At 72.1% G+C, this 20,067-nt stretch carries 19 protein-coding genes; 18 read left to right on the plus strand and 1 reads right to left on the minus strand.

What is annotated here, in order from left to right; all coding sequences use genetic code 11:
- The 15 genes from VFL28_11500 to VFL28_11570 all read left to right on the plus strand — a co-directional run.
- A partial coding sequence (locus VFL28_11500) for a hypothetical protein (GenBank protein ID HET7265287.1) occupies positions 1 to 441 on the plus strand: 441 nt, incomplete at its 5' end.
- A 4-nt stretch (positions 442 to 445) separates the two neighbouring features.
- Positions 446 to 1,582, plus strand: coding sequence for a chorismate synthase (gene aroC, locus VFL28_11505; GenBank protein ID HET7265288.1), 1,137 nt, complete (start codon positions 446 to 448; stop codon positions 1,580 to 1,582).
- Positions 1,579 to 3,339 carry a 3-dehydroquinate synthase gene (gene aroB / locus VFL28_11510; GenBank protein HET7265289.1) on the plus strand — a complete coding sequence of 587 codons (1,761 nt, stop codon included), beginning with the start codon at positions 1,579 to 1,581 and terminating at the stop codon, positions 3,337 to 3,339. The genes aroC and aroB overlap by 4 nt, the downstream gene beginning before the upstream one ends.
- Positions 3,332 to 4,336, plus strand: coding sequence for a type II 3-dehydroquinate dehydratase (gene aroQ, locus VFL28_11515; protein ID HET7265290.1), 1,005 nt, complete (start codon positions 3,332 to 3,334; stop codon positions 4,334 to 4,336). The genes aroB and aroQ overlap by 8 nt, the downstream gene beginning before the upstream one ends.
- Complete coding sequence (aroA, locus tag VFL28_11520) at positions 4,336 to 5,613, plus strand: 3-phosphoshikimate 1-carboxyvinyltransferase (GenBank protein ID HET7265291.1); 1,278 nt, start codon at positions 4,336 to 4,338, stop codon at positions 5,611 to 5,613. Before aroQ ends, aroA begins: the two co-directional genes overlap by 1 nt.
- Positions 5,613 to 6,356, plus strand: coding sequence for a sulfite exporter TauE/SafE family protein (locus tag VFL28_11525; protein HET7265292.1), 744 nt, complete (start codon positions 5,613 to 5,615; stop codon positions 6,354 to 6,356). The genes aroA and VFL28_11525 overlap by 1 nt, the downstream gene beginning before the upstream one ends.
- Positions 6,357 to 6,387: 31 nt before the next feature.
- The gene (locus VFL28_11530) at positions 6,388 to 6,888 is read left to right on the plus strand and encodes a DinB family protein (GenBank protein ID HET7265293.1); all 501 of its coding nucleotides are present in this window, start codon (positions 6,388 to 6,390) and stop codon (positions 6,886 to 6,888) included.
- Between the two features lie 104 nt (positions 6,889 to 6,992).
- Positions 6,993 to 7,517 (plus strand): pyridoxamine 5'-phosphate oxidase family protein, encoded by a 525-nt coding sequence (locus tag VFL28_11535; protein ID HET7265294.1) that lies wholly within the window; start codon positions 6,993 to 6,995, stop codon positions 7,515 to 7,517.
- Complete coding sequence (locus VFL28_11540; protein ID HET7265295.1) at positions 7,514 to 9,541, plus strand: molybdopterin-dependent oxidoreductase; 2,028 nt, start codon at positions 7,514 to 7,516, stop codon at positions 9,539 to 9,541. Before VFL28_11535 ends, VFL28_11540 begins: the two co-directional genes overlap by 4 nt.
- 37 nt (positions 9,542 to 9,578) lie before the next feature.
- Positions 9,579 to 10,538: a carboxylating nicotinate-nucleotide diphosphorylase gene (nadC, locus tag VFL28_11545; GenBank protein ID HET7265296.1), complete on the plus strand. Its 960-nt coding sequence runs from the start codon at positions 9,579 to 9,581 to the stop codon at positions 10,536 to 10,538.
- 11 nt (positions 10,539 to 10,549) lie between these two features.
- On the plus strand, positions 10,550 to 11,602 hold the full coding sequence (nadA, locus tag VFL28_11550) for a quinolinate synthase NadA (GenBank protein ID HET7265297.1): 1,053 nt from the start codon (positions 10,550 to 10,552) through the stop codon (positions 11,600 to 11,602).
- Positions 11,603 to 11,658: 56 nt separating this feature from the next.
- Positions 11,659 to 12,846 carry a GAF domain-containing sensor histidine kinase gene (locus VFL28_11555; GenBank protein HET7265298.1) on the plus strand — a complete coding sequence of 396 codons (1,188 nt, stop codon included), beginning with the start codon at positions 11,659 to 11,661 and terminating at the stop codon, positions 12,844 to 12,846.
- Positions 12,843 to 13,472 (plus strand): response regulator transcription factor, encoded by a 630-nt coding sequence (locus tag VFL28_11560; protein ID HET7265299.1) that lies wholly within the window; start codon positions 12,843 to 12,845, stop codon positions 13,470 to 13,472. The genes VFL28_11555 and VFL28_11560 overlap by 4 nt, the downstream gene beginning before the upstream one ends.
- A 182-nt stretch (positions 13,473 to 13,654) precedes the next feature.
- Entirely contained in the window at positions 13,655 to 14,413 is a 759-nt protein-coding gene (locus VFL28_11565) for an SDR family oxidoreductase (GenBank protein HET7265300.1), read from the plus strand.
- Positions 14,410 to 15,480, plus strand: a complete 1,071-nt coding sequence (locus VFL28_11570; GenBank protein ID HET7265301.1) for an S-adenosylmethionine:tRNA ribosyltransferase-isomerase — start codon at positions 14,410 to 14,412, stop codon at positions 15,478 to 15,480. Before VFL28_11565 ends, VFL28_11570 begins: the two co-directional genes overlap by 4 nt.
- Here VFL28_11570 and VFL28_11575 read toward each other — a convergent pair.
- Entirely contained in the window at positions 15,477 to 16,142 is a 666-nt protein-coding gene (locus tag VFL28_11575; GenBank protein HET7265302.1) for a class II aldolase/adducin family protein, read from the minus strand. The two genes, VFL28_11570 and VFL28_11575, sit on opposite strands and share 4 nt — an antisense overlap.
- Before the next feature lie 496 nt (positions 16,143 to 16,638).
- Between VFL28_11575 and aroF the strand changes: the two genes are divergently transcribed.
- Genes aroF through trpE form a run of 3 tightly spaced genes read left to right on the plus strand, consistent with a single transcriptional unit; the run spans position 16,639 to position 20,053 of the window.
- Positions 16,639 to 17,661 carry a 3-deoxy-7-phosphoheptulonate synthase gene (gene aroF / locus VFL28_11580; GenBank protein HET7265303.1) on the plus strand — a complete coding sequence of 341 codons (1,023 nt, stop codon included), beginning with the start codon at positions 16,639 to 16,641 and terminating at the stop codon, positions 17,659 to 17,661.
- 5 nt (positions 17,662 to 17,666) lie between these two features.
- On the plus strand, positions 17,667 to 18,566 hold the full coding sequence (locus VFL28_11585; GenBank protein HET7265304.1) for a prephenate dehydrogenase/arogenate dehydrogenase family protein: 900 nt from the start codon (positions 17,667 to 17,669) through the stop codon (positions 18,564 to 18,566).
- Complete coding sequence (trpE, locus tag VFL28_11590) at positions 18,563 to 20,053, plus strand: anthranilate synthase component I (GenBank protein HET7265305.1); 1,491 nt, start codon at positions 18,563 to 18,565, stop codon at positions 20,051 to 20,053. The genes VFL28_11585 and trpE overlap by 4 nt, the downstream gene beginning before the upstream one ends.
- Positions 20,054 to 20,067 lie beyond the last annotated feature (14 nt).

Below are 20,067 nucleotides of genomic sequence, written 5' to 3' on the forward strand. Positions count from 1 at the left end.
GCGGCGTCGGTCGTGATCGCGAACCGCAACTGGGATCGCGCGGCCGCGCTGGTCGCGGACCTCCGCCGGGCGCTCCCGGGAGGCGCCGCCGAGGCGGTGCCGCTTGACGGCGCGGCGGCGGCGCGCATCGCCGGCGCGACGCTCCTGGTGCAGGCGACGACCGTGGGCTCCGGCGCGCAGCGAACGCAGTCGGCGGTCCCGGAGGCCGTGCTTCACCAGGGACTCTCCGTCATGGACATGGTCTACGAGCCGCGCGAGACCGTGCTGCTCCGCGAGGCGCGGGCGCGCGGGTGCCGTGCGATCGAAGGGCGGTCGATGCTCGTGTATCAGGGGGCGCGCGCGTTCGAGCTGTGGACGGGGCGGCCGGCGCCGACGGGAGCGATGCGGCGCGCGGTCGGCCTGGCGGACGATACGCCGGTGGCGAAGGTCGGAGGGCGATAGGACGATGCTCCGGTTTCTGACCTCGGGCGAATCACACGGCCGCGGCCTTCTCGTCGTCGTGGAGGGGATGCCGGCCGGCGTTCCGGTGTCGGAGGACGGGATCAACGAGCAGCTGGCGCGACGCCAGCGCGGCTACGGCCGCGGCGGCCGCATGCAGATCGAACAGGACCGCGCCGAGATCTACACCGGCGTGATGGGCGGCACCACCATCGGGGCCCCCATCGGGCTCGCGATCGGCAACAAGGACTGGCGGAAGGACGAACCGCCGCTCACGCGGCCCCGGCCCGGGCACGCCGACCTGGCGGGCGCGCTGAAGTACCATTTCGACGACGTGCGGCGCGTGCTCGAACGCTCGAGCGCGCGCGAGACCGTATCGCGCGTCGCGGCGGGTGCCTTGGCGCGGACGCTGCTCGCCCAGTTTGGCGTGATGCTGTTCAGCCACGTCGTAGAGCTCGGAGGGATCGCCGCGGCGCAGCGGCCGGCGCGGATCGAAGAGATTCCCGCCGTTGCCGAGGCCTCGCCGCTGCGCTGCGCCGATCCCGATGCGGAGCAGCGGATGATCGCCGCCATCGACGAGGCGAAGGCGCGCGGCGACACGCTCGGCGGCGTTTTCGAAGTCGTCGCGCTCGGCGTGCCGGTCGGGCTCGGGACGTACGTGCACTGGGATCGCCGGCTCGACGGGCGGCTCGCCCAGGCGATGATGTCGATCAACGCGATGAAGGGCGTCGAGATCGGCCGGGGCTTCGAGGAAGCGCGTCTGCCCGGGTCGTCTGCGCACGATGAGATCCTCTACGAGGGCGGCCGCGGTTTCTACCGGCGCACCAATCAGTCCGGCGGCACGGAAGGCGGCATGACGACCGGCGAACCGCTTGTCGTGCGCGTGGCGATGAAGCCGTTGAGCACGCTGCGCAGCCCGCTTGCGTCGGTGGATATCGTGACAAAGGAGCGTGTCGAGGCGGCGGTTGTTCGCAGCGATGTGACGGCGGTTCCGGCGGCCGGTGTGATCGGTGAGGCGATGGCCGCGCTTGTGCTGGCCGACGCGATGCTCGAGAAGTTCGGCGGCGATAGTTTGGATCAGATGCGTGTCGCCTATGACGCGCATCGGGAGTGGGTTTTGCGCGGCCCGGGAGGGCGCGCGTGAGCACGGTGCCGGCCGATACCGGTAAAGGGAGCGGTGAGCGCGTGCCGGCGCGGCCCGCCGCGGCGGCACACGGGCGGCACAGCGTAGCGAACGGTCGTTCGCATACGAACACAGATACGGATGCGGTCATCAACATCGTCCTTATCGGGTTCATGGGCACCGGCAAGTCCGCGGTCGGGCGCCGCCTCGCGGAGCGCCTGGGCCGGCGCTTCCTCGACACCGACGCCCTCATCGAGGCGCGGGCGGGCCGCACGATTGCCCGCATCTTCGCCGAGGACGGCGAGCCCGTGTTTCGCGGTCTCGAGGCCGCCGCGGTCGCGGAGGCGGGCGCGTCCCGAGGCGCCGTCATCGCGACCGGCGGCGGCGTGCCGATGCGCCCCGACAACATGCGGCACCTGCGCCGTCACGGAGTGATCGTGGCGCTCACCGCGTCGCCGCGCACGATCCTGGCGCGCGTCGGCGGCGGCGCGGACCGTCCGATGCTCGGCGGCGATCCCGAATCCACCGTCCGCCGGTTGCTCGCCGAGCGGGACGCGGCGTACCGCGACGCCGACCTGGTCGTGGACACATCCGACGTGTCGGCCGAAGAAGCCGCCGATCGTGTGCTCGAATTCGTTCGCGCGCGCGCGTCCGGCCCCGCGCCGTCCGGCGGGTCGGCACACCGGCGGGTTCGCGTCGATCTCGGCGAGCGCGGGTACGACATCCACATCGGTGCGGCGCTCCTCCGCCGGGTGCCGGAGCTGCTCCGGGATGCCGGCGTCACCGGGCGCCTCGCCCTGCTCACGCATCCGCGTCTGGACGAGCGGTACGGCCGTCCGCTGGCGGACGCGCTGCGGGCCGCCGGGCGCGAGGTCGTGGTCGTGACCGTGCCGCCGTCGGAGTCGAGCAAGAGTCTGCGCGCGGCCGCGAAGGTCTACGACGCGCTTATCGACGCCCGGCTCGACCGGGGCTCCGCCGTCCTCGCGCTCGGCGGCGGCGTGGCGGGCGACCTGGGCGGGTTCGTGGCGGCGACGTTCCTCCGCGGCATCCGGTGGGTCGCGCTCCCGACGACGCTGCTGGCCCAGGTGGACGCTTCGATCGGGGGCAAGACCGCGGTCGACCACCCGCGCGGCAAGAACCTAATCGGCGCCGTGCACCAGCCCTCGCTCGTCGTCGCGGACGTGGAGACGCTCGGCTCGCTGCCTCGGCGTCAGCTGCGGTCCGGCATGGCGGAGGTCGTCAAGACCGGCGTGATCGGCGCGGCGGACTTGTTCGAATTCCTGGACGGGAACCTGCGCGCCGTGATGGCTCGGCGCCCGGCGGCGCTCGTCCACACGATCGAACGCTGCGCGGCGTACAAGGCGCGTGTGGTCGCCGCCGACGAGCGCGAGTCCGGCGAGCGGATGGTGCTCAACTACGGGCACACGATCGGGCACGGCATCGAAGCCGCCGCGGGCTACCGGGGCCTCACGCACGGCGAGGCGATCGCGGTCGGCATGACGCTCGAGGCGCGCCTGGCGGTGCGGCTCGGCGTCTGTGAACCCGCGGTCTTGGAAAAGCAGACGGCGCTGCTCGAGGGCGCCGGGCTGCCGGTCACTCTGGCCGCGCTTGGCGCGGCCCGGCCGCGCAGCGCGGCCGCGATCGCACAGGCGATGACGCTCGACAAGAAGGCGCGGGAGGGCCGGCTGCGGTTCGTTCTCCCCGCGTCGATCGGCCGGACGGTCGTCCGCGACGACGTGCCGCCGGCACTGCTCGAGGAGGTGCTCGCCGATGGCTAGAGTGCTCGTTCTGCACGGTCCGAACTTGAATCTGCTCGGCCGCCGCGAGCCTCACCTCTACGGGTCGGCGACGCTCGAGGACGTCGAGCGCGAGCTGCGGGCGCTGGCGCGGGAGCTCGGGGTGGAGATCGAGACCGCCCAGAGCAACCACGAAGGCACGCTGATCGACCGGCTGCAGACCGCCCCGGCGCGGTACGCGGCGGTCGTGTTTAACCCCGGCGGGCTGACGAACACCAGCATCGCCCTGCGGGACACGATCCTGGCGATCGGCATTCCGGTCGTCGAGGTGCATGTGACCAACATTCACGCGCGCGAGCACTTCCGCCACCATTCGATGATCGCCGGCGCGGCGGCGGGACAGGTCGCGGGGTTCGGCGTGCAGAGCTATCTCCTCGGGCTTCGCGCCGCGGCCGCGCTGGCGGCCGCGGCGGCGAAGCAGGCGGCCCAGGCGTCGGGCGACGGTGCCGGCGGGCGCGACGGCGCCCGCGCCAAGCCGATGGCGTCGCGGGCATCGAAGCCCGCCGCGGCCCGGCTCTCGCGCAACGGCGCGCGGCGGCGGGCGCGCCGGGAGCGGCCCGCCCGCGGAGGAGAGATCATGCGGTTTCGCGGCATCCGCGGAGCGATTACGGCCGACGCGAACACCGAGGCGGCGATTCTCGAAGCGACGGCCATCATGTTGAAGGCGATGGCCTCGCAGAACCAAGTCGACGCCGACGACATCGCCGGCGTCGTCTTTACCGTGACTCCGGATCTCAACGCGGTATTTCCGGCCGAGGCCGCGCGGCGGAATCTCGGGTGGCACCAGGTGCCGCTCATGTGCACGCAGGAGATTCCGGTCCCGGGCGCGCTGCCCCGGTGCGTGCGCGCGCTGATGTTCGTGAACACCACGAAGACCGCGGACGAGGTCCGCCACGTCTACCTCCGCGGCGCGGAGCGGCTTCGTCCGGACCTCACGGCGGCCGATGCGAAGGCCGGCGTAACCAAGCCCGGCGCCTGATGCCTCTCGTCGTCGCGCCGGGCGGCGCGCTGCGCGGCGCCGTGCGCGTGCCCGGCGACAAATCGATCTCGCACCGCGCCGTGCTGCTCGGCGCGATCGCGCGGGGCCGGACGCGCGTGGACGGCTTCCTCCGCGCGGAGGACTGCCTCGCGACCCTGCGGTGCGTGCGTGCGCTCGGCGTCGATGTCGAGGACGACGGCGAGCGCCTCGTGGTACACGGCGGGGCGCTCCGCGAGCCCGCGACCGCCCTCGACGTCGGCAACTCCGGCACGACGATCCGCCTGCTCACCGGCATCCTCGCCGGCCAGCCGTTCCCCAGTACGCTCACCGGCGACGCGAGCATCCGGCGCCGCCCGATGGACCGCATCGCCGAACCGCTCCGGCGCATGGGCGCGCGCATTTCCGGCCGCGACGGCGGCCGCCTCGCGCCGCTCACCGTGGAAGGCGGCGGTCTGCGGGCCATCGCGTACACGACGCCGGTCGCGAGCGCGCAGGTCAAATCGGCGATCCTCCTCGCCGCGCTCTTCGCTGACGGCGAGACCGCGGTGACGGAGCCGTCGCTCAGCCGCGACCACACGGAACGTATGCTGAGCGGCTTCGGGGTGGCGGTGGCGCGCGACGGGCTCACGGTGCGGCTCAGGGGTCCCGCCCAACCGGCGGCGGCGCCGGTCACCGTGCCGGGAGACATTTCCTCCGCGGCGTTCTTTCTCACCGCGGCCGCGATCGTGCCGGGCTCCGCGGTGACCGTCCGCGGCGTCGGCCTCAACCCGACGCGCACCGGCCTGCTCGACGTGCTGCGGGCGATGGGGGCCGCGGTCGAGATCGCCAACCGGCGCGACGAGGCGGGCGAACCGGCCGGCGACGTGACGGTCCGCGCCGCCGCGCTGCACGGGACGGCGATCGGCGGCGCGCTGATCCCGCGGCTCATCGACGAGCTGCCGGTGCTGGCCGTCGCCGCGAGCGTGGCGGACGGCGAGACGGTGATCCGTGACGCCGCTGAGCTGCGCGTGAAGGAGTCCGATCGAATCGCGGCGCTGACGCGCGAGCTCGGCGGGATCGGCGCGCGGATCGAGGCGCAGCCGGACGGGCTTGCCATCCGCGGGGTACCGAAGCTGCGCGGCGGCCGCGCGGCGAGCGGCGGAGACCACCGGGTCGCGATGGCGCTGGCGGTCGCGGGCCTCCGGGCGGAGGCGCCCGTGACCGTGGACGACACCGATTGCATCCGCACGTCGTTTCCGGGTTTCGAAGAGACGCTCCGTGCGCTCACCGGCGCCTGATGCCCGACCTCCCGCAGCTGCTCCTGATCCTGGTGGTGATCGCGGGCGCGTCGACGGTGAAGGGCGCGATCGGCTTCGGATTTCCGCTCGTCAGCATCCCGCTCTTGTCGGCGATCATCGGGCCGCGCGCGGCCGTCCCGATGATCGCGATCCCGACGCTCCTCAGCAACGTCATCATGGTAAGCCGCGGCTCGGCGAGCCCCGCCAGCACGCACCTCATGCTGGCGATCGCGGGCCTCGTCGTCGGTACGGTCGCCGGCGCGGCCGCCATCAAGCTGCTCGACCCGCGGCACTTGTCGATCCTCGTGGGCGCCGTCGCGCTCGGCTACGTGGTCGCGACCGCGTTCCGGCTGACGGCGCTCGTGCCCGAGCGGGCCGGCCGCCGCGCGGCGCCGCTGGTCGGGCTCGCGGCCGGGCTCATGGGCGGCGCGACCGGCATCTTCGCTCCGCTGCTCGCGAGCTATCTCCATCTGCTGCAGCTGGCCAAGCGGGACTTCGTCTTCTGGCTCACGATCATGTTCTTCGTGAGCAACGCCGTCCAGGTCGCGAGCTACGCGCACCTCGGCCTCTACGCGGGTCCCGTGCTCGCGCTGGCGCTGATCGGCTGCGTGCCGATGGCGATCGGTACCTGGTCCGGCATGGCGCTCCAAGACCGCCTGGATCCCGAGGTGTTCGGCCGCGTCGTCCTCGCCATCGTGTTCCTCGCGTCGCTGGACCTGCTCGGTCGCGGGCTGCTCCGATAGGGCGGCCCGCACTGCGGAGTGGAGGTGGAGGGTGAAGACGAGTCAGATGGACGTCATGAGCTGGATCGCTGAACGGTTCGAGCTGACGAACAAACTCGGCAACTTTGCCGCGCACGGGGTCGCGCCGGCGCTCGCGGGCGTCACCGTCGAGATGGCCAACTGGCGTCCGGCGCCGGACCAGCACACGATTGCCGAGACGATCGGGCATCTCGCGTACCATCGAGAGCTGGTTGCGCTCCGGCTGACCGGCGATCCGAAGCCGTACCGGGCCGACGACGACTGGCAGGCCGGACCACCGACCGAAGAAGGCCTGGCCCGTGTGCGCGCCCGGCTTGATCGGTCACATCAGGATGTCGCGGCGGCTCTCGCCGCCGTCACGCCCGACGACCTCCTCAAGCCGGTGATGGCCTCGTGGCTCTCGCGGAAGCGGGTCACGCGGACGATCGATCTGGCCGTCGACATCGCGACACACGATCTCTACCACGCCGGGCAGATCTTCGTTCTGAAACGGCTGTACGCGGCCCGCGGCTGAGGCGGCTGTGCACCTGAACGCCCGGTGCGCTTAGGAATATTGACCGCGGTCGCGCTCCGAGATAAATAGAGAGACAACGACGCAGGTGAGCGAGGAGGCGCGGCATGGGCGCACTGACCGACGAGATGCAACGCATGGTTCGCGAACAGCGGCTCGGGTTCGTCGCCACGGTGTGCGCGGACGGGACGCCCAACCTGTCGCCGAAGGGCACGACCACCGTCTGGGACGAGGATCATCTGATTTTCGCCGATATCTGCTCCCCGGGCACCGTCGCCAATCTCGCCCATAACCCCTCGGTCGAAGTGAACGTCGTCGATCCAATTAGCCGGCGGGGGTACCGCTTCAAGGGGCGCGCCGAGATCCTCGACCGCGGGCCGCTCTTCGACCGGGCGATGACGTTCTACCGCGACACGTACGGGCTCAGCGCCGCGCTGGCGCGGCGGGTCGCGCGGGTCGTACTGATCGAGGTGCTGCACGCCGCCCCGCTCGTCTCACCGGTCTACGATACCGGCGTTTCTGAAGACGAGGTCGTGCGCCGCTACGCGCAATACTATGATGAGGTCAGACGGCGGCGGACGCCCTCGCCCTCGGGAACGGGCGGCGGGGCGACCGCGGGAGGCGGGACGTGAAGACCGTCATTCGGACCGTGTGCGCGCACGACTGTCCCGACATGTGCTCGCTTTTGGTGCACGTCGAGGACGGCCGCATCACGCGCGTACAGGGCGATCCCGATCAGCCGTTCACGGCGGGCTTCGCCTGCGCCAAGGTCAGCCGCGAGCACGAGATCGTGCACTCGCCGGAGCGGCTCGCGCAGCCGCTGCGCCGGACGGGTCCCAAAGGGAGCGGCGCCTTCGCGCCGGTCGGCTGGGACACCGCGCTCGACGAGATCACGGCGACGTGGCGGGCGATCATCGAGCGAGACGGGCCGCTCGGCATCCTCGGCTACTGCTACAGTGCCCACCAGGGCGTCTTCAACCGCGGCCTGCTGCTGGCGCTGTTCCACGCGCTCGGCGCGACCCGCCTCGTCGCCGGCACGGTCTGCGACTCGTGCTCGGACGAGGCCTGGGAGGCGACGCTCGGCCCGGTCGGCGGCGCGGATCCCGAGTCCGTGCATCTCTCGGACCTCGTGATCGCCTGGAGCGCCGACCTCGTGACGACCAGTGTCCACTTCTGGGCGAAGGTTGAGGAGGCGCGCCGCGGGGGGACCAAGCTGGTCGTCATCGATCCGCGCCGCAGCCGGACCGCGGCGCACGCCGACTGGCACCTGCAGCCCAGGATCGGCACCGACGCGGCGCTCGCGCTTGGCGTGATGCACGTGCTCGTTCGCGAGGGGTTGTGCGACCGCGACTACCTCGCGCGAAAGACGACGGGGTTCGAGCGCCTCGAGCGCGAGGTGTTGCCGCGGTTTTCGCCGGCGCGCACCGAAGCGGTCACCGGGATCGGCGCGACGGACGTCGAGCGACTCGCGACGATGTACGGTCGCGCCCGCGCTCCGTTCATCCGCATGGGCTGGGGCATGTCGCGCAGCGTTCAGGGCGGCCAGGCGATCCGGGCGGTCGCGCTGCTGCCCGGCGTCACCGGCGCCTACGCGCGGCCGGGCGGCGGCGCGCTGCTCAGCACGTCGCAGAGCTTCGGCTTCTCGCTCGATCCGATCCGTAAACCCTCCGGGCCCGAGACCGTGCGCAGCGTCAACCACTCGCGCCTCGGCGAGGCGCTGCTGACGCTCGCCGATCCGCCGATCCGCGCGCTGTTCGTGGCCGGCAACAATCCGGCCGTGACGTGCCCGGACGCCGGCGCGGTGCGGCGCGGGCTCGCGCGCGAAGACCTGTTCACGGTGGTGCACGCGCCGTTTCTCTCGGACACCGCCAAATACGCGGACGTCGTGCTGCCGGCGGCGACCTTCCTCGAGACCGAGGACTTCTACCGCGCGTACGGCGCCTACTACGTGCAGTTCGGGCCGCGCGCGCTCGAGCCGGTCGGCCAGGCATGGCCGAACGTGAGGCTGGCGCAGGAGCTCGCCCGCCGCCTCGGCCTGCGCGACGCGGTTTTTTCGATGACGACCGACGAGCTGCTGCGCACGCTGTGGAGCCGCGCGGAGGGGCCGGCCGCGGCGGTCGACCCCACGTCCGTGCGCGGCGCCGGCCCGATCAAGATCCAGGCGAACGGCGGCGGCCAGCGGTTCGCGACGCCGTCCGGCAAGCTGGAGTTCTACTCGTCCCATCTTGCGGCGCGCGGCCTGCCGCCGATGCCGGACTGGGCGCCCGACGCCGGCGAGGCGGCGGACGCGGCCCGCTGGCCACTGCGCCTCCTGACCGCGCCCGGTTACTATCAAGCCCATACCGCGTTTTCAGGAAACGAACGGCTTCGCCGCCGCCAGGGGCCGCCGGTGGCGATTCTGCATCCCTCCGACGCCGATCGCCGAAAGTTGCGCGAAGGGGATGCGGTGGAGCTCTACAACGACCGGGGCGCCGTCGGCTTGATGCTGCGCGTCAGCGACGAGGTGCCGGCCGGGGTCGTGCTGGTTCCCGGCCAGCGTCCGAGCGGCGAGGCGCGTCACGGCACGGTCAATCTGCTATGCTCCGACCGGTACACCGACATCGGCGAGGGGGCTACCTACCAGAGTACCTTCCTGGACGTCCGCCCGGGGCAATAATCGGCGCCACGGCGGCGTTTCTCGAAGAGGGAACGTGGTGCCCGGGCGCCGTTCGTCGGCGCACCGCGCCGCGGTGCTCCCCAAAGGACTGATCATGGCGCAGCCAATCGCAGATCCGACCGCCACCTCTCCATCCGCCGACATGGAAGAGATTGCCTCGATCGTGCGGCGCGCGTTGGCTGAGGATTTCGGCCGCGGGGACGTCACGACCGACGCCGTGGTGTCCGATGGGACGGTCGCGCACGGCCGGTTCATCGTCAAGGCGGCCGGCGTGATTGCGGGCTGGGGCGCGGTGTCGGCGGTGTTTGCGGCGCTCGACCGGCGCGCCGCGGTTCGCCCGATCGTGCACGACGGCCGGGACGTTCGGCCCGGCACCCTGATCGGCACGGTGGACGGACCGGCGCGGGCGCTGCTGAGCGGCGAGCGCGTCGCGCTCAATTTCTTGCAGCGGTTGTCCGGGATCGCGACGATGACCCGGGCGTTTGTGCGCGCCGTGGAAGGCTCGCGCGCCGTCGTTCTCGATACGCGGAAGACCGCGCCCGGTCTGCGTGTGCTGGACCGGCTCGCCGTGCGGCTCGGCGGCGGGACCAACCACCGCTTCGGCCTCTTCGACATGGGGCTCATCAAGGAGAACCACGTCGCGGCCGCGGGCGGCATCACCGCCGCGGTGCGGCGTTTCCGCGCGAATGCGCCCGCCGGCGTGCCGGTTGAGGTAGAGGTCCGTACGCTCGACGAGCTGCGCGAGGCGCTGGGCCTCGCACCGGACCGCATTCTGCTCGACAACATGGACGTCGCACGGATCCGGGAGGCCGTGCGGCTGGCCGCGGGCCGCGTTCCGCTGGAAGCCTCCGGCGGCGTGAATCTGGACACCGTCGCCGAGATCGCGAAGACCGGCGTCGACTACATTTCGGTGGGCGCGCTGACCCACTCGGTTCGCGCCCTCGACATCAGCCTCGAGCTCGACACCGCCGCCCCCGCCACGGCGAGGGAGAGGTAAAGGAGCAGACGATGCCCGCGTCCACGCTCTTGTACGAACGCCTGAAGGACCGGCTCCACGACGTCGTGCCGGACGTGGAGCTGCGGTATAAGGCGGAGCTCGCGGACGAGATCAACCGCCTCAAAGCCGAGCGCGACGCCGTGATCCTCGGCCACAACTACATGGAGCCCGCGCTGTACTACTCGATCGCAGACTACACCGGCGACTCGCTCGAGCTGTCGCGGCAGGCCGCGAAGACCGACAAGTCCGTTATCGTCTTCTGCGGCGTGCGCTTCATGGCGGAGACCGCGAAGATCCTCAATCCGGGCAAGACGGTGCTCGTGCCCTCGGAGCGCGCCGGCTGCTCGCTCGCGGCCAGCATTACGGCGGCCGACGTCCGCGCGCTGCGCGCGCGGTTCCCCGGCGTGCCCGTCGTCGCGTATGTCAACACCTACGCCGACGTCAAGGCGGAAGTCGACGTCTGCTGCACGTCGAGCAATGCGGCGGCCGTGGTCAACTCGCTCGGCAGCGGCGCCGTCATCTTCCTCCCGGACGAATACCTCGCGCGCAACGTGGCGCGGGAGACCGGACGGCGCATCATCATCGCGCAGCCGGGCGGCGCCGCGGCGCCGGTGAGCCCCGCGGGTTCCCCGACGGCCGGCGCGTCGCTTGTCGGCTGGGGCGGCCGCTGCGAGGTGCACGAGAAGTTCACGGTCGGCGACATCGTGGACGTGCGCCGGCAGTTCCCCGACGCCGTCGTGCTCGCCCACCCCGAGTGCAGTCCCGAAGTCGTGGCGGCGGCGGACTTCTCCGGGAGCACCACCGCGATGGTGCGGTTCGTCGAGCGGTCTCCGGCGCGGCGGTATCTGCTGCTGACCGAGTGCGCGATGGGCGACAACGTCGCCGCCGCGAACCCGGGCAAGGAGATGCTGCGGCTCTGCAGCGTCCGGTGCCCGCACATGAACCAGATCACGCTCGAAGACACGCTCGAGGCGCTGCGGCAGATGCGGTACGCGGTCGAGGTGCCCGAGGAGATCCGCGTGCGCGCGGCCCGCGCCGTCGAGCGGATGGTGGCGATCGGCTGACGCCCCCGGCGGTCCGCCGGAAGCGCTCGACCGCCGCCCGCCGGCCGGCCGCCGCGGTGCCGCCCACCGACATCCGCCACGTCCGCGAGCTGCGCGTGCTGGCGTCGATCGCCGAGGCCCTCAACAGCGCGCCGGACGTCGAGCGCGCGCTCGACCGCACGCTTTCGATGGTGGCCGATCTCCTCGGCCTCCGCACCGGCTGGGTGTGGCTGATCGATCCCGAATCCGGCCGCTGGTATAACGCCGCGGCCCGGCACCTCCCGCCGTACCTCCGAAAGCCGGTCCGCATGGCCGGGCGCTCGTGCTGGTGCATCGAGGCGTTCCGCGAAGGTGAACTGACGCCCAAGAACATCGACGTCATCGAGTGCAGCCGGCTGCGCCCCGCGGTCCGGCAGCAGGCCACCGAGCTGACGCGCGGTCTGGCGTACCACGCCAGCATCCCGCTGTACTTTCAGGAGCGCCCGCTCGGCATCATGAACGTGACCGGGCCCGCCTGGCGGCGCCTCACCGCCGTAGAGTTGCGGCTGCTCTCCACGATCGGCTACCAGGTGGGCATCGCGATCGAACGCGCCCGGCTTGCGGAGCGCAGCGCGCGCCTCGCGCGCGCCGAGGAGCGCACGCGGATCGCCCGCGAGATTCACGATACTCTGGCCCAGTCGCTCACCGCGATCGCGCTGCAGCTCGAGGGCGCCGTCCGCGCGGCGGACGCGAACCCGGAGCGGGCGAAGGCGCGTGTCGGACGCGCCCTCGAGGTGGCGCGCGCCGGGCTCGAGGAGGCGCGCCGCTCGGTTCTCAACCTCCGCGCCGCGCCGGGCGCCGGTACCCCGCTGCCGGAGGCCCTCGCCGCGCTCGGCCGCGCGGTGACCGCGGAGACGGGCGTGCGCGTGCACGTGCGGACGGCCGGCGGCCGTCCGGTGCCGCAGCCCGTAGAGCCGGAGTTGTTCCGCATTGCGCAGGAAGCCCTCACCAACGTGCGGCGCCACGCGAACGCCACCGAGGTGGCGGTGACGCTGTCCAGCACCTCCCGCGGCATCCGGCTGTCGATCCATGACGACGGCAGGGGCTTCACGCCGCGGGCGGTCCCGGCGGGACGGCTCGGGTTGGTCGGGATGCGCGAGCGCGCGGAGCTGCTCGGCGGCCGTTTCCGCGTGTCGAGTTCGCCGCGCCGGGGCACGACGGTCGCGGTCGCGGTACCGGCGGGCCGCCTCGCCGCGGTGCCTGAGCCGTCGGGGGCGCGCCGGTGATCAGGGTCCTCATCGTCGACGACCACCCGGTCGTGCGTGAGGGCCTCGTCGCGGCGCTCGAGGACGAGCCGGACATCCGGATCGTGGGTGCGGCCGGCTCGGCCGAGGACGCGCTGCGGCTCGCGCCGTCGGCCCGTCCGGAGGTCGTGCTCCTCGATCTGGAGTTGCCCGGCCTCGGCGGGATCGAGGCGATTCCGAAGCTCGCGGCGGTGCTGCCGGCTGCCGGCATCATCGTGCTGACCGCGTACGATACGGACGAACGGGTGCTGGGCGCGGTACAGGCGGGCGCGCGCGGCTATGTCCTGAAGGGCGCGTCCGTCGAGGAAATCACGCGGGCGATCCGCGCGGTGCAGGCCGGCGGCTCCTACCTGGCCTCGCCCGTCGCGGCCAAAGTCCTCGGGCACGTGCGCTCGCCGCGCCGCACCACGATCCTGAGCGGCCGGGAGCGCACGGTCCTCCGCGAAGTGGCGGCCGGGCGGTCGACCAAGCAGATCGCACGGTCGTTGGGGATCACCGAACGCACGGTCAAATTCCACGTCAGCTCGATCATGAACAAGCTGGGTGCCGGCACCCGCGCCCAGGCGGTCGCCGAAGCGGCCAAGCGCGGGCTCCTCGATCGCGGCTAGGCGCCGCCCCGCGCCGGCGCGCGCTCCCTCTCGGTGAAGCCGAGGCGTTCGATCGGCCCCTGTGCGTGGGGACAGGATCCCCGCTGTCCCAACGTCACGCAGTCCGCTGCGCTTCGGTGCGGGTTCCCCGCGTTCGCGGAAGCGCACACTGCATCCAGGACAGCCGACGGGAGGCATCCCCCATGCAGATCGCTGATGCGGTTGTGCTGATTACCGGCGCCTCGCGCGGGCTCGGGCGGGAGATCGCGCGCCTCTTCGCCGTCCGCGGCGCGCGCCTGATCCTGACGTCGCGCGACCCCGAGGCACTTGAACAGGCCGCCTCGGACCTCCGGGCATCCCGCGGTCCGGACGGCCGCCGGCCCGACGTGCTCGCCGTGCCCGGCGACGTGGCGGACGAGGAACACGCCGAGCGCCTCGTGTGGCTCGGCCTCTCGCGGTTCGGGCGCATCGACGTGCTGGTGAACAACGCCTCGGCGCTCGGCGGAAGCCCGATGCCGCGGCTCGAGGCCTTGGATGCGCGCGCCTTCGAACAGACGCTCCGCGTCAACGTGACGGCGCCGCTCCGGTTCACGCAGCTTGTGCTGCCGCAGATGAAGGCCCGCGGGCGCGGCGTGATTCTCAACGTCACATCGGACGCGGGAGTGGAAGCCTATCCCGGCTGGGGCGGCTACGGCGCCGGCAAGGCCGCGCTGGAGCATTTGAGCCGCATCCTCGCGGCCGAACTGGCCGGCACGGGCGTCCGGGTCTACGTCGTCGATCCGGGCGAGATGAATACGCGGATGCACCGGGACGCGGAGCCCGGGGTAGATCTGTCGCGCCTGCCGTCGCCGGCGGTGCCGGCGCCCGCGTTTGTGCGCCTGGTCGAAGAGGAGCCCGCCGAATCCGGCCGGTTTGTCGCACAGCAGCTGATCGACGGGCGTGTGCCGGAGCCGGTCGCATGACGCCGGTAGCGACGCTGTCCGAGGCGATGTCCGTTCGGACGGCGCCGCCGAGGGCGCCATCCGGGTTGCCGGAGTTCGTCCTGCCTCCCGAACTCGAGGCGCACAAGCCGCCCGAGGCGCGCGGACTGCTGCGCGACGAGGTGCGCCTGCTCGTCACCCACCGGGACGGCCACCGCATCATCCACCGGCGGTTCACAGATCTTCCCGACCTGCTGGCGCCGCGCGATCTCCTGGTCGTGAACGACTCCGCTACCTTGCCGGCGGCGCTCGCGGCTCGCCGCGCGTCCGGCGGCGCTCCGGTGGCGCTGCACCTCTCGACGGCCCTGACCGCCTCGCTCTGGATCGTCGAAGCCCGGCAGACGCGCGTCGAGGCCGGTGACGTGTTGATGCTCGCCGCCGGCGGCAGCGCCCGGATTCTCGCGCCGTATCCCGGTTCGGAACGCCTCTCGATCGCGCGGCTGCGCCTCCCCGAGCCGACGCTGGAGTATCTCCGCCGATTTGGACGGCCGATCGCGTACCCTTACGTGCGCGGCGAGTGGCCGCTGGCGGCGTATCAGACCGTCTACGCGCGGGAGCCCGGATCGGCGGAGATGCCCTCGGCCGGCCGCGCCTTCACCCCGGCGGTCCTCTCGCGCGCGGCCGCGCGGGGGATCGGGCTCGCCCGCATCACGCTCCACACGGGCGTGGCGAGCCTCGAGCGCGACGAGCCCCCGATCGAGGAGTGGTACCGGGTTCCGGCGGAGACCGTCTCGGCGATCGACGCGGCGCGCGAAGCCGGCGGACGCGTCGTCGCGGTCGGGACGACCGTCGTGCGGGCGCTCGAGAGTGCGTCGGACCCGCGGGGCAGGGTCCGCGCGTCGGAGGGGTGGACGGATCTGATCGTCACGCCGGCGCGGGGCATCCGTACGGTGGACGGCCTGCTTACCGGTTTCCACGAGCCGCGGGCGTCGCATCTCGCGATGCTGACCGCGTTTGCGGGTCGCGCGCACCTCGAGCGCGCCTATCGCGCCGCCCTCGAGGCCGGCTATCTATGGCATGAGTTCGGAGATCTGCACCTGATCCTCTAGCGCCGCGACCCGTGCTCCGCCATGTGCGCGCGCTCCCATTCGAACGCGCCGTGCGGGAACGGTTTCTCGCCGCCGAGCGTCCGCGCCCCGATGACCGCTTCCGCGCCTTCTTCCATGACGACGATGAGGCGCACGGTGCTGAGCGGATCGTCGTCGAAGGCCAGTAGACCGTGGTTGCCGAGCAGCACCGCGGGCGACTCCGGGTGGCCGCGCATCTGGTCGACGATGTTCGCGACCGATTCCTTGGAGCCGCGCGGCGCCCACGGCGCCACCGGCACTTCGCCGGCGAACCCGAATCGCAGCATCGCCTCGTAGGCGTTCGGCAGCGGCTTATTCGCGACCGCGAAGCTCGTGACGGCGGGCGAATGGGTGTGGATCACGGAGCCGACGGCGTCGCGCGTCCGGTAGACGCCGGCGTGCATGCCGACGATCTCGGCCGCCACCGGATCCAGCCGGCCCTCGACGACTTTGCCGCCGAGCGTGACGACGGCGAAGTCCTCCGGCGTCAGCGTGCGCATCGTTCCGGCCGAGGTGATCACGATGCGGTCCGCGTCGACGCGCGCCGACATGTTGCCGTGCCCGCTGTGCGACATGACGCCGGCCTCGAAGAGCGCCTTCGACGCCTGGATCAGCCGCAGCTTGACGTGGTCGACACTCGCCATAGCCCGCCTCCGCGGTGGTGCGATCGCCGGTCGCGGGAGCCTTCGCCAGCCTGCGACCGCGGCCTGCCGGCGGTTGGTGCGTACGTCCGAGGCCTAAGCGAAAGCTCGATTATACCGACGGCGCCGCCCGATATTGACTCTCGGAACCGTAGTGGTACTATAGGGCGTGCCAAACCTGATGACCGGGAAGAGTAGGCCGGGCAGCACGATTTGAGCGACCCGCGCGGCGTGCGGTGAGAGCGCGGGACGGGCGCCCGGACCGAATGGACCCGTGAGGGGCGGCACGAAAGGCGGCGGAGCCCGCTGAGTAGTCGCCGCCGGAACCCTCCGCCGTAATCCGGAGGCCGGGATCGAGCGTGCCGTTCGTGCGGCGGCTCCGTCCCGCCGAGGGCCCCGGTTCGAACCGGGGAAGTGGGGTGGTACCGCGGGGGTTCTCTTGAGCCTCCCGTCCCGAAGGGACGGGGGGCTTGCGTATTTACAGGGGAGGCGGAGCGCGATGATTGTGGTGATGCAGCCGGGACATACCCGGGCCGAGCGCGACGCGGTGGCGCAGCATATCGAGGAAGCCGGCCTCCGCACCAACATCATGGAGGGCGTCGAGCGCACGGTCATCGGCGTGATCGGGGACAGCCACACGAAGGAGTTGCTGCGCGAGAGCCTCGAGACGCTGCCGGGCGTCGAGAGGGTGGTCCGCATCCTGCAGCCATACAAGCTCGTCCACCGAGAGTTTCACGGCGGCAAGGACTCGGTCGTCTGGGTGCGGGACGTGGCGATCGGCGGGGGCCGCGTCGTCGTGATGGCGGGCCCGTGCACGGTCGAAACCCGCGGGCAGACGATGCAGACGGCGCGCGCGGTCAAGGCCGCGGGCGCCCAGATCCTGCGCGGCGGCGCGTTCAAGCCGCGCACGTCGCCGTACTCGTTCCAGGGGCTCGAAGAGGAGGGCCTCAAGATCCTGGCCGAGGCGCGCGCGGAGACCGGAATGCCGCTCGTCACCGAAGCGATGGACCACCATCAGCTCGAACTGGTGCTCGAGTACGCCGACATGGTGCAGATCGGCGCCCGCAACATGCAGAACTACCCGCTGTTGCGCGACGCCGGCCGCTCGGGCCGTCCGGTGTTGTTGAAGCGCGGGCCGAGCGCCACGATCGAAGAGCTGTTGCTCGCCGCCGAGTACATCATGGCCGAGGACAACCCCAACGTGGTCCTGTGCGAGCGGGGCATCCGCACCTTCGAGAACTACACGCGCTACACGCTCGACATCACCGCGGTGCCGGTGCTGAAGACCTTGACGCACCTGCCGGTCGTCGTCGATCCGTGCCACGGGCCCGGTAAGTCGCGTCTCGTCATCCCGATGGCGCGCGCCGGCGTCGCCGCGGGCGCGGACGGCCTCTTGGTGGAAGTGCATCCGGAGCCGGATCACGCGCTTTGCGACGGCCCGCACCTGCTGACGCCGGAGGCGTTCGGCCTCTTGATGCAGGACCTCGACGGCATCGCGCTCGCCGTTGGGCGGAGGATGTAGGGCCGATGGCGTCGTTCAACCGCGCGGCCGTCATCGGCGTGGGCCTGATCGGCGGCTCGCTGGGGATGGCCATGCGCCGGCGGCGCCTCGCGCGCGAGGTGGTCGGCGTGGCGCGGGTGTCGGAGACGATCGGCGCGGCGCGGGCGCGCGGCGCGATCGACCGCGGCACGACCGATCCCGTCGACGGCGTGGCCGGCGCCGACCTCGTGGTGCTGGCGACGCCGCCCGAACTGGTGGTCTCGATGGCGCGCGAAGTGCTGCCGTATCTCCGCGCGGGTGCGATCGTCACCGACGTCGCCAGCGTGAAGGGCTCGATCGTGCGTGAGATCGAGGGGGCGCTCGACCCGAGCCGGGGCGCCCTGTTCGTGGGCGGGCATCCCATGGCCGGCAACGAAGGCCGGGGCATCGCCGCGGCCGCGGAGGATCTATTCGAAGGCTCCGTCTATCTAATCACGCGCACTCCGAAGACCGACCCGACCGCCGCGGACCGCATCGCCGCGCTCGCGCGGTCGCTCGGCGCCCGACCGATCGTCATGGATCCCGACGCCCACGACCGGGCCGTCGCGCGGGTGAGCCACCTGCCGTATCTCCTCGCCGCGGCGCTCATGGGCGCGGCGGAGGGCGAGACCGCGGCCGCCGGCCCGTCGTTCCTCGGCGCGACGCGGGTCGCCGGCAGCCCCGTGTCGATGTGGGCGCAGATCTGCCGGCTCAACCGCCGCGAGATCGTCGACGCGCTGCGGGCGTTCCGCGGGCGGCTGGACCGGCTCGAGACCGCGCTGGCGGACGGCGGCGAGCTCGACGCGCTCCTCGACGACGCTCGCCGGGCGCGCCTCAAGCTGTCGCCGCGCACCGAGCAGCACCTGCCGTTGCCGCGCGGAGCCGGATCGCGGAGCGACAATTCGTGAACGCCGCCCGCACCCTCGCGCCCACCGTCACCGAGTTCGACCGCCGTGCGCGGGAGGGCAATCTCGTGCCGGTCTCGTGCGAGATCATGGCGGACCTCGACACGCCGATTTCGGCGTTTCTCCGGATCCGGCACCTGCCGTACCCGTTCTTGCTCGAGAGCGCGGAAGGCAGCGAGAAGATCGCCCGCTACTCGTTCCTCGGCGCCGCGCCGCGGCTCGTCCTGCGCGCCTTTCGGGACCGCGTCGAGATCGAGGAGGGCGGCGCCATCCGCCGCCTCGATGAAAGCCCGCTCGCCGCCGCGCGCGACGTGCTCGGGCGATACCGTCCGGTCGCCGACCCGACCCTGCCGCGATTTTACGGCGGCCTGGTCGGGTACTTCGGATACGATCTGATCCGCACGATCGAACGCCTGCCGCACCAGCCTCCCGACGATTACGGTCTGCCGATTATGAGCCTTGCCCTCGCCGACACCGTGGTGATCTTCGACCACGTCCGCCACCGCATCCGCATCGTCGCGAACGCCTGCGTGGACGGCGGCGCGGAGGCGGCCTACCGCGAGGCTCAGGAACGGATCGGGCGGTGGATCGACCTGCTGCGCGCGCCGATGCCGGAGATGCCGGCCGGCGGACCGTACCCGCCGCTGCGCCTCCGCTCCAACATGACCCGCGAACGCTACCTCGCCGGGGTCGCGCGGTGCCGGGAGTACATCCACGCCGGGGACGCGTTTCAGATCGTGTTTTCGCAGCGGTTTGCCGCCGACGTCGGCGATCTCGACCCGTTCGCGGTCTACCGCGCCGTGCGGGCGATCAACCCGTCGCCGTTCATGTTCTATCTCGGCGGGGCCGGCGGGGAGGACGCGACGCTCGTGGGCGCCTCGCCGGAGCTGCTGGTGCGCCTCGAAGGCGACCGGATCCAGATGCGGCCGATCGCCGGCACGCGGCGGCGCGGTCTCGACGACGACGAGGATCGGCGGCTCGAGCAGGAGATGCTCGGGAGCGAGAAAGAGCGGGCCGAGCACGTGATGCTGGTCGACCTCACCCGCAACGACGTCGGCCGCGTGGCCCGCTACGGCACGGTGCGCGTGCCCGAACTGATGACGGTCGAACGCTACTCTCACGTGATGCACATCGTGAGCCTCGTGGAGGGCCGCCTGCGGGAGGGGCTCGACGCGTTCGACGTGCTGCGGGCGGTGTTCCCCCACGGCACGGTGAGCGGCGCCCCGAAGGTGCGCGCGATGGAGATCCTCGACGAGCTCGAGCCGACGACGCGCGGCCCCTACGCGGGCGCGGTCGGCTACGCCGGTTTCGGCGGGGCGCTCGACACCTGCATCGCCATCCGCACGCTCGCGCTGCGGGGCGGCGCGGCCTACGTGCAGGCGGGCGGCGGCATCGTGGCCGACTCGGAGCCGGCCGCGGAGTACGACGAGACGGTCAACAAGGCCAAGGTGCTGGTCCGCGCGCTCGAGATGGCGCGGCGCGGGTTGTAGGCATGAGTGCGGTG

This window comes from bacterium, assembly GCA_035691305.1.
Classification (GTDB): Bacteria; Sysuimicrobiota; Sysuimicrobiia; order Sysuimicrobiales; family Segetimicrobiaceae; genus DASSJF01.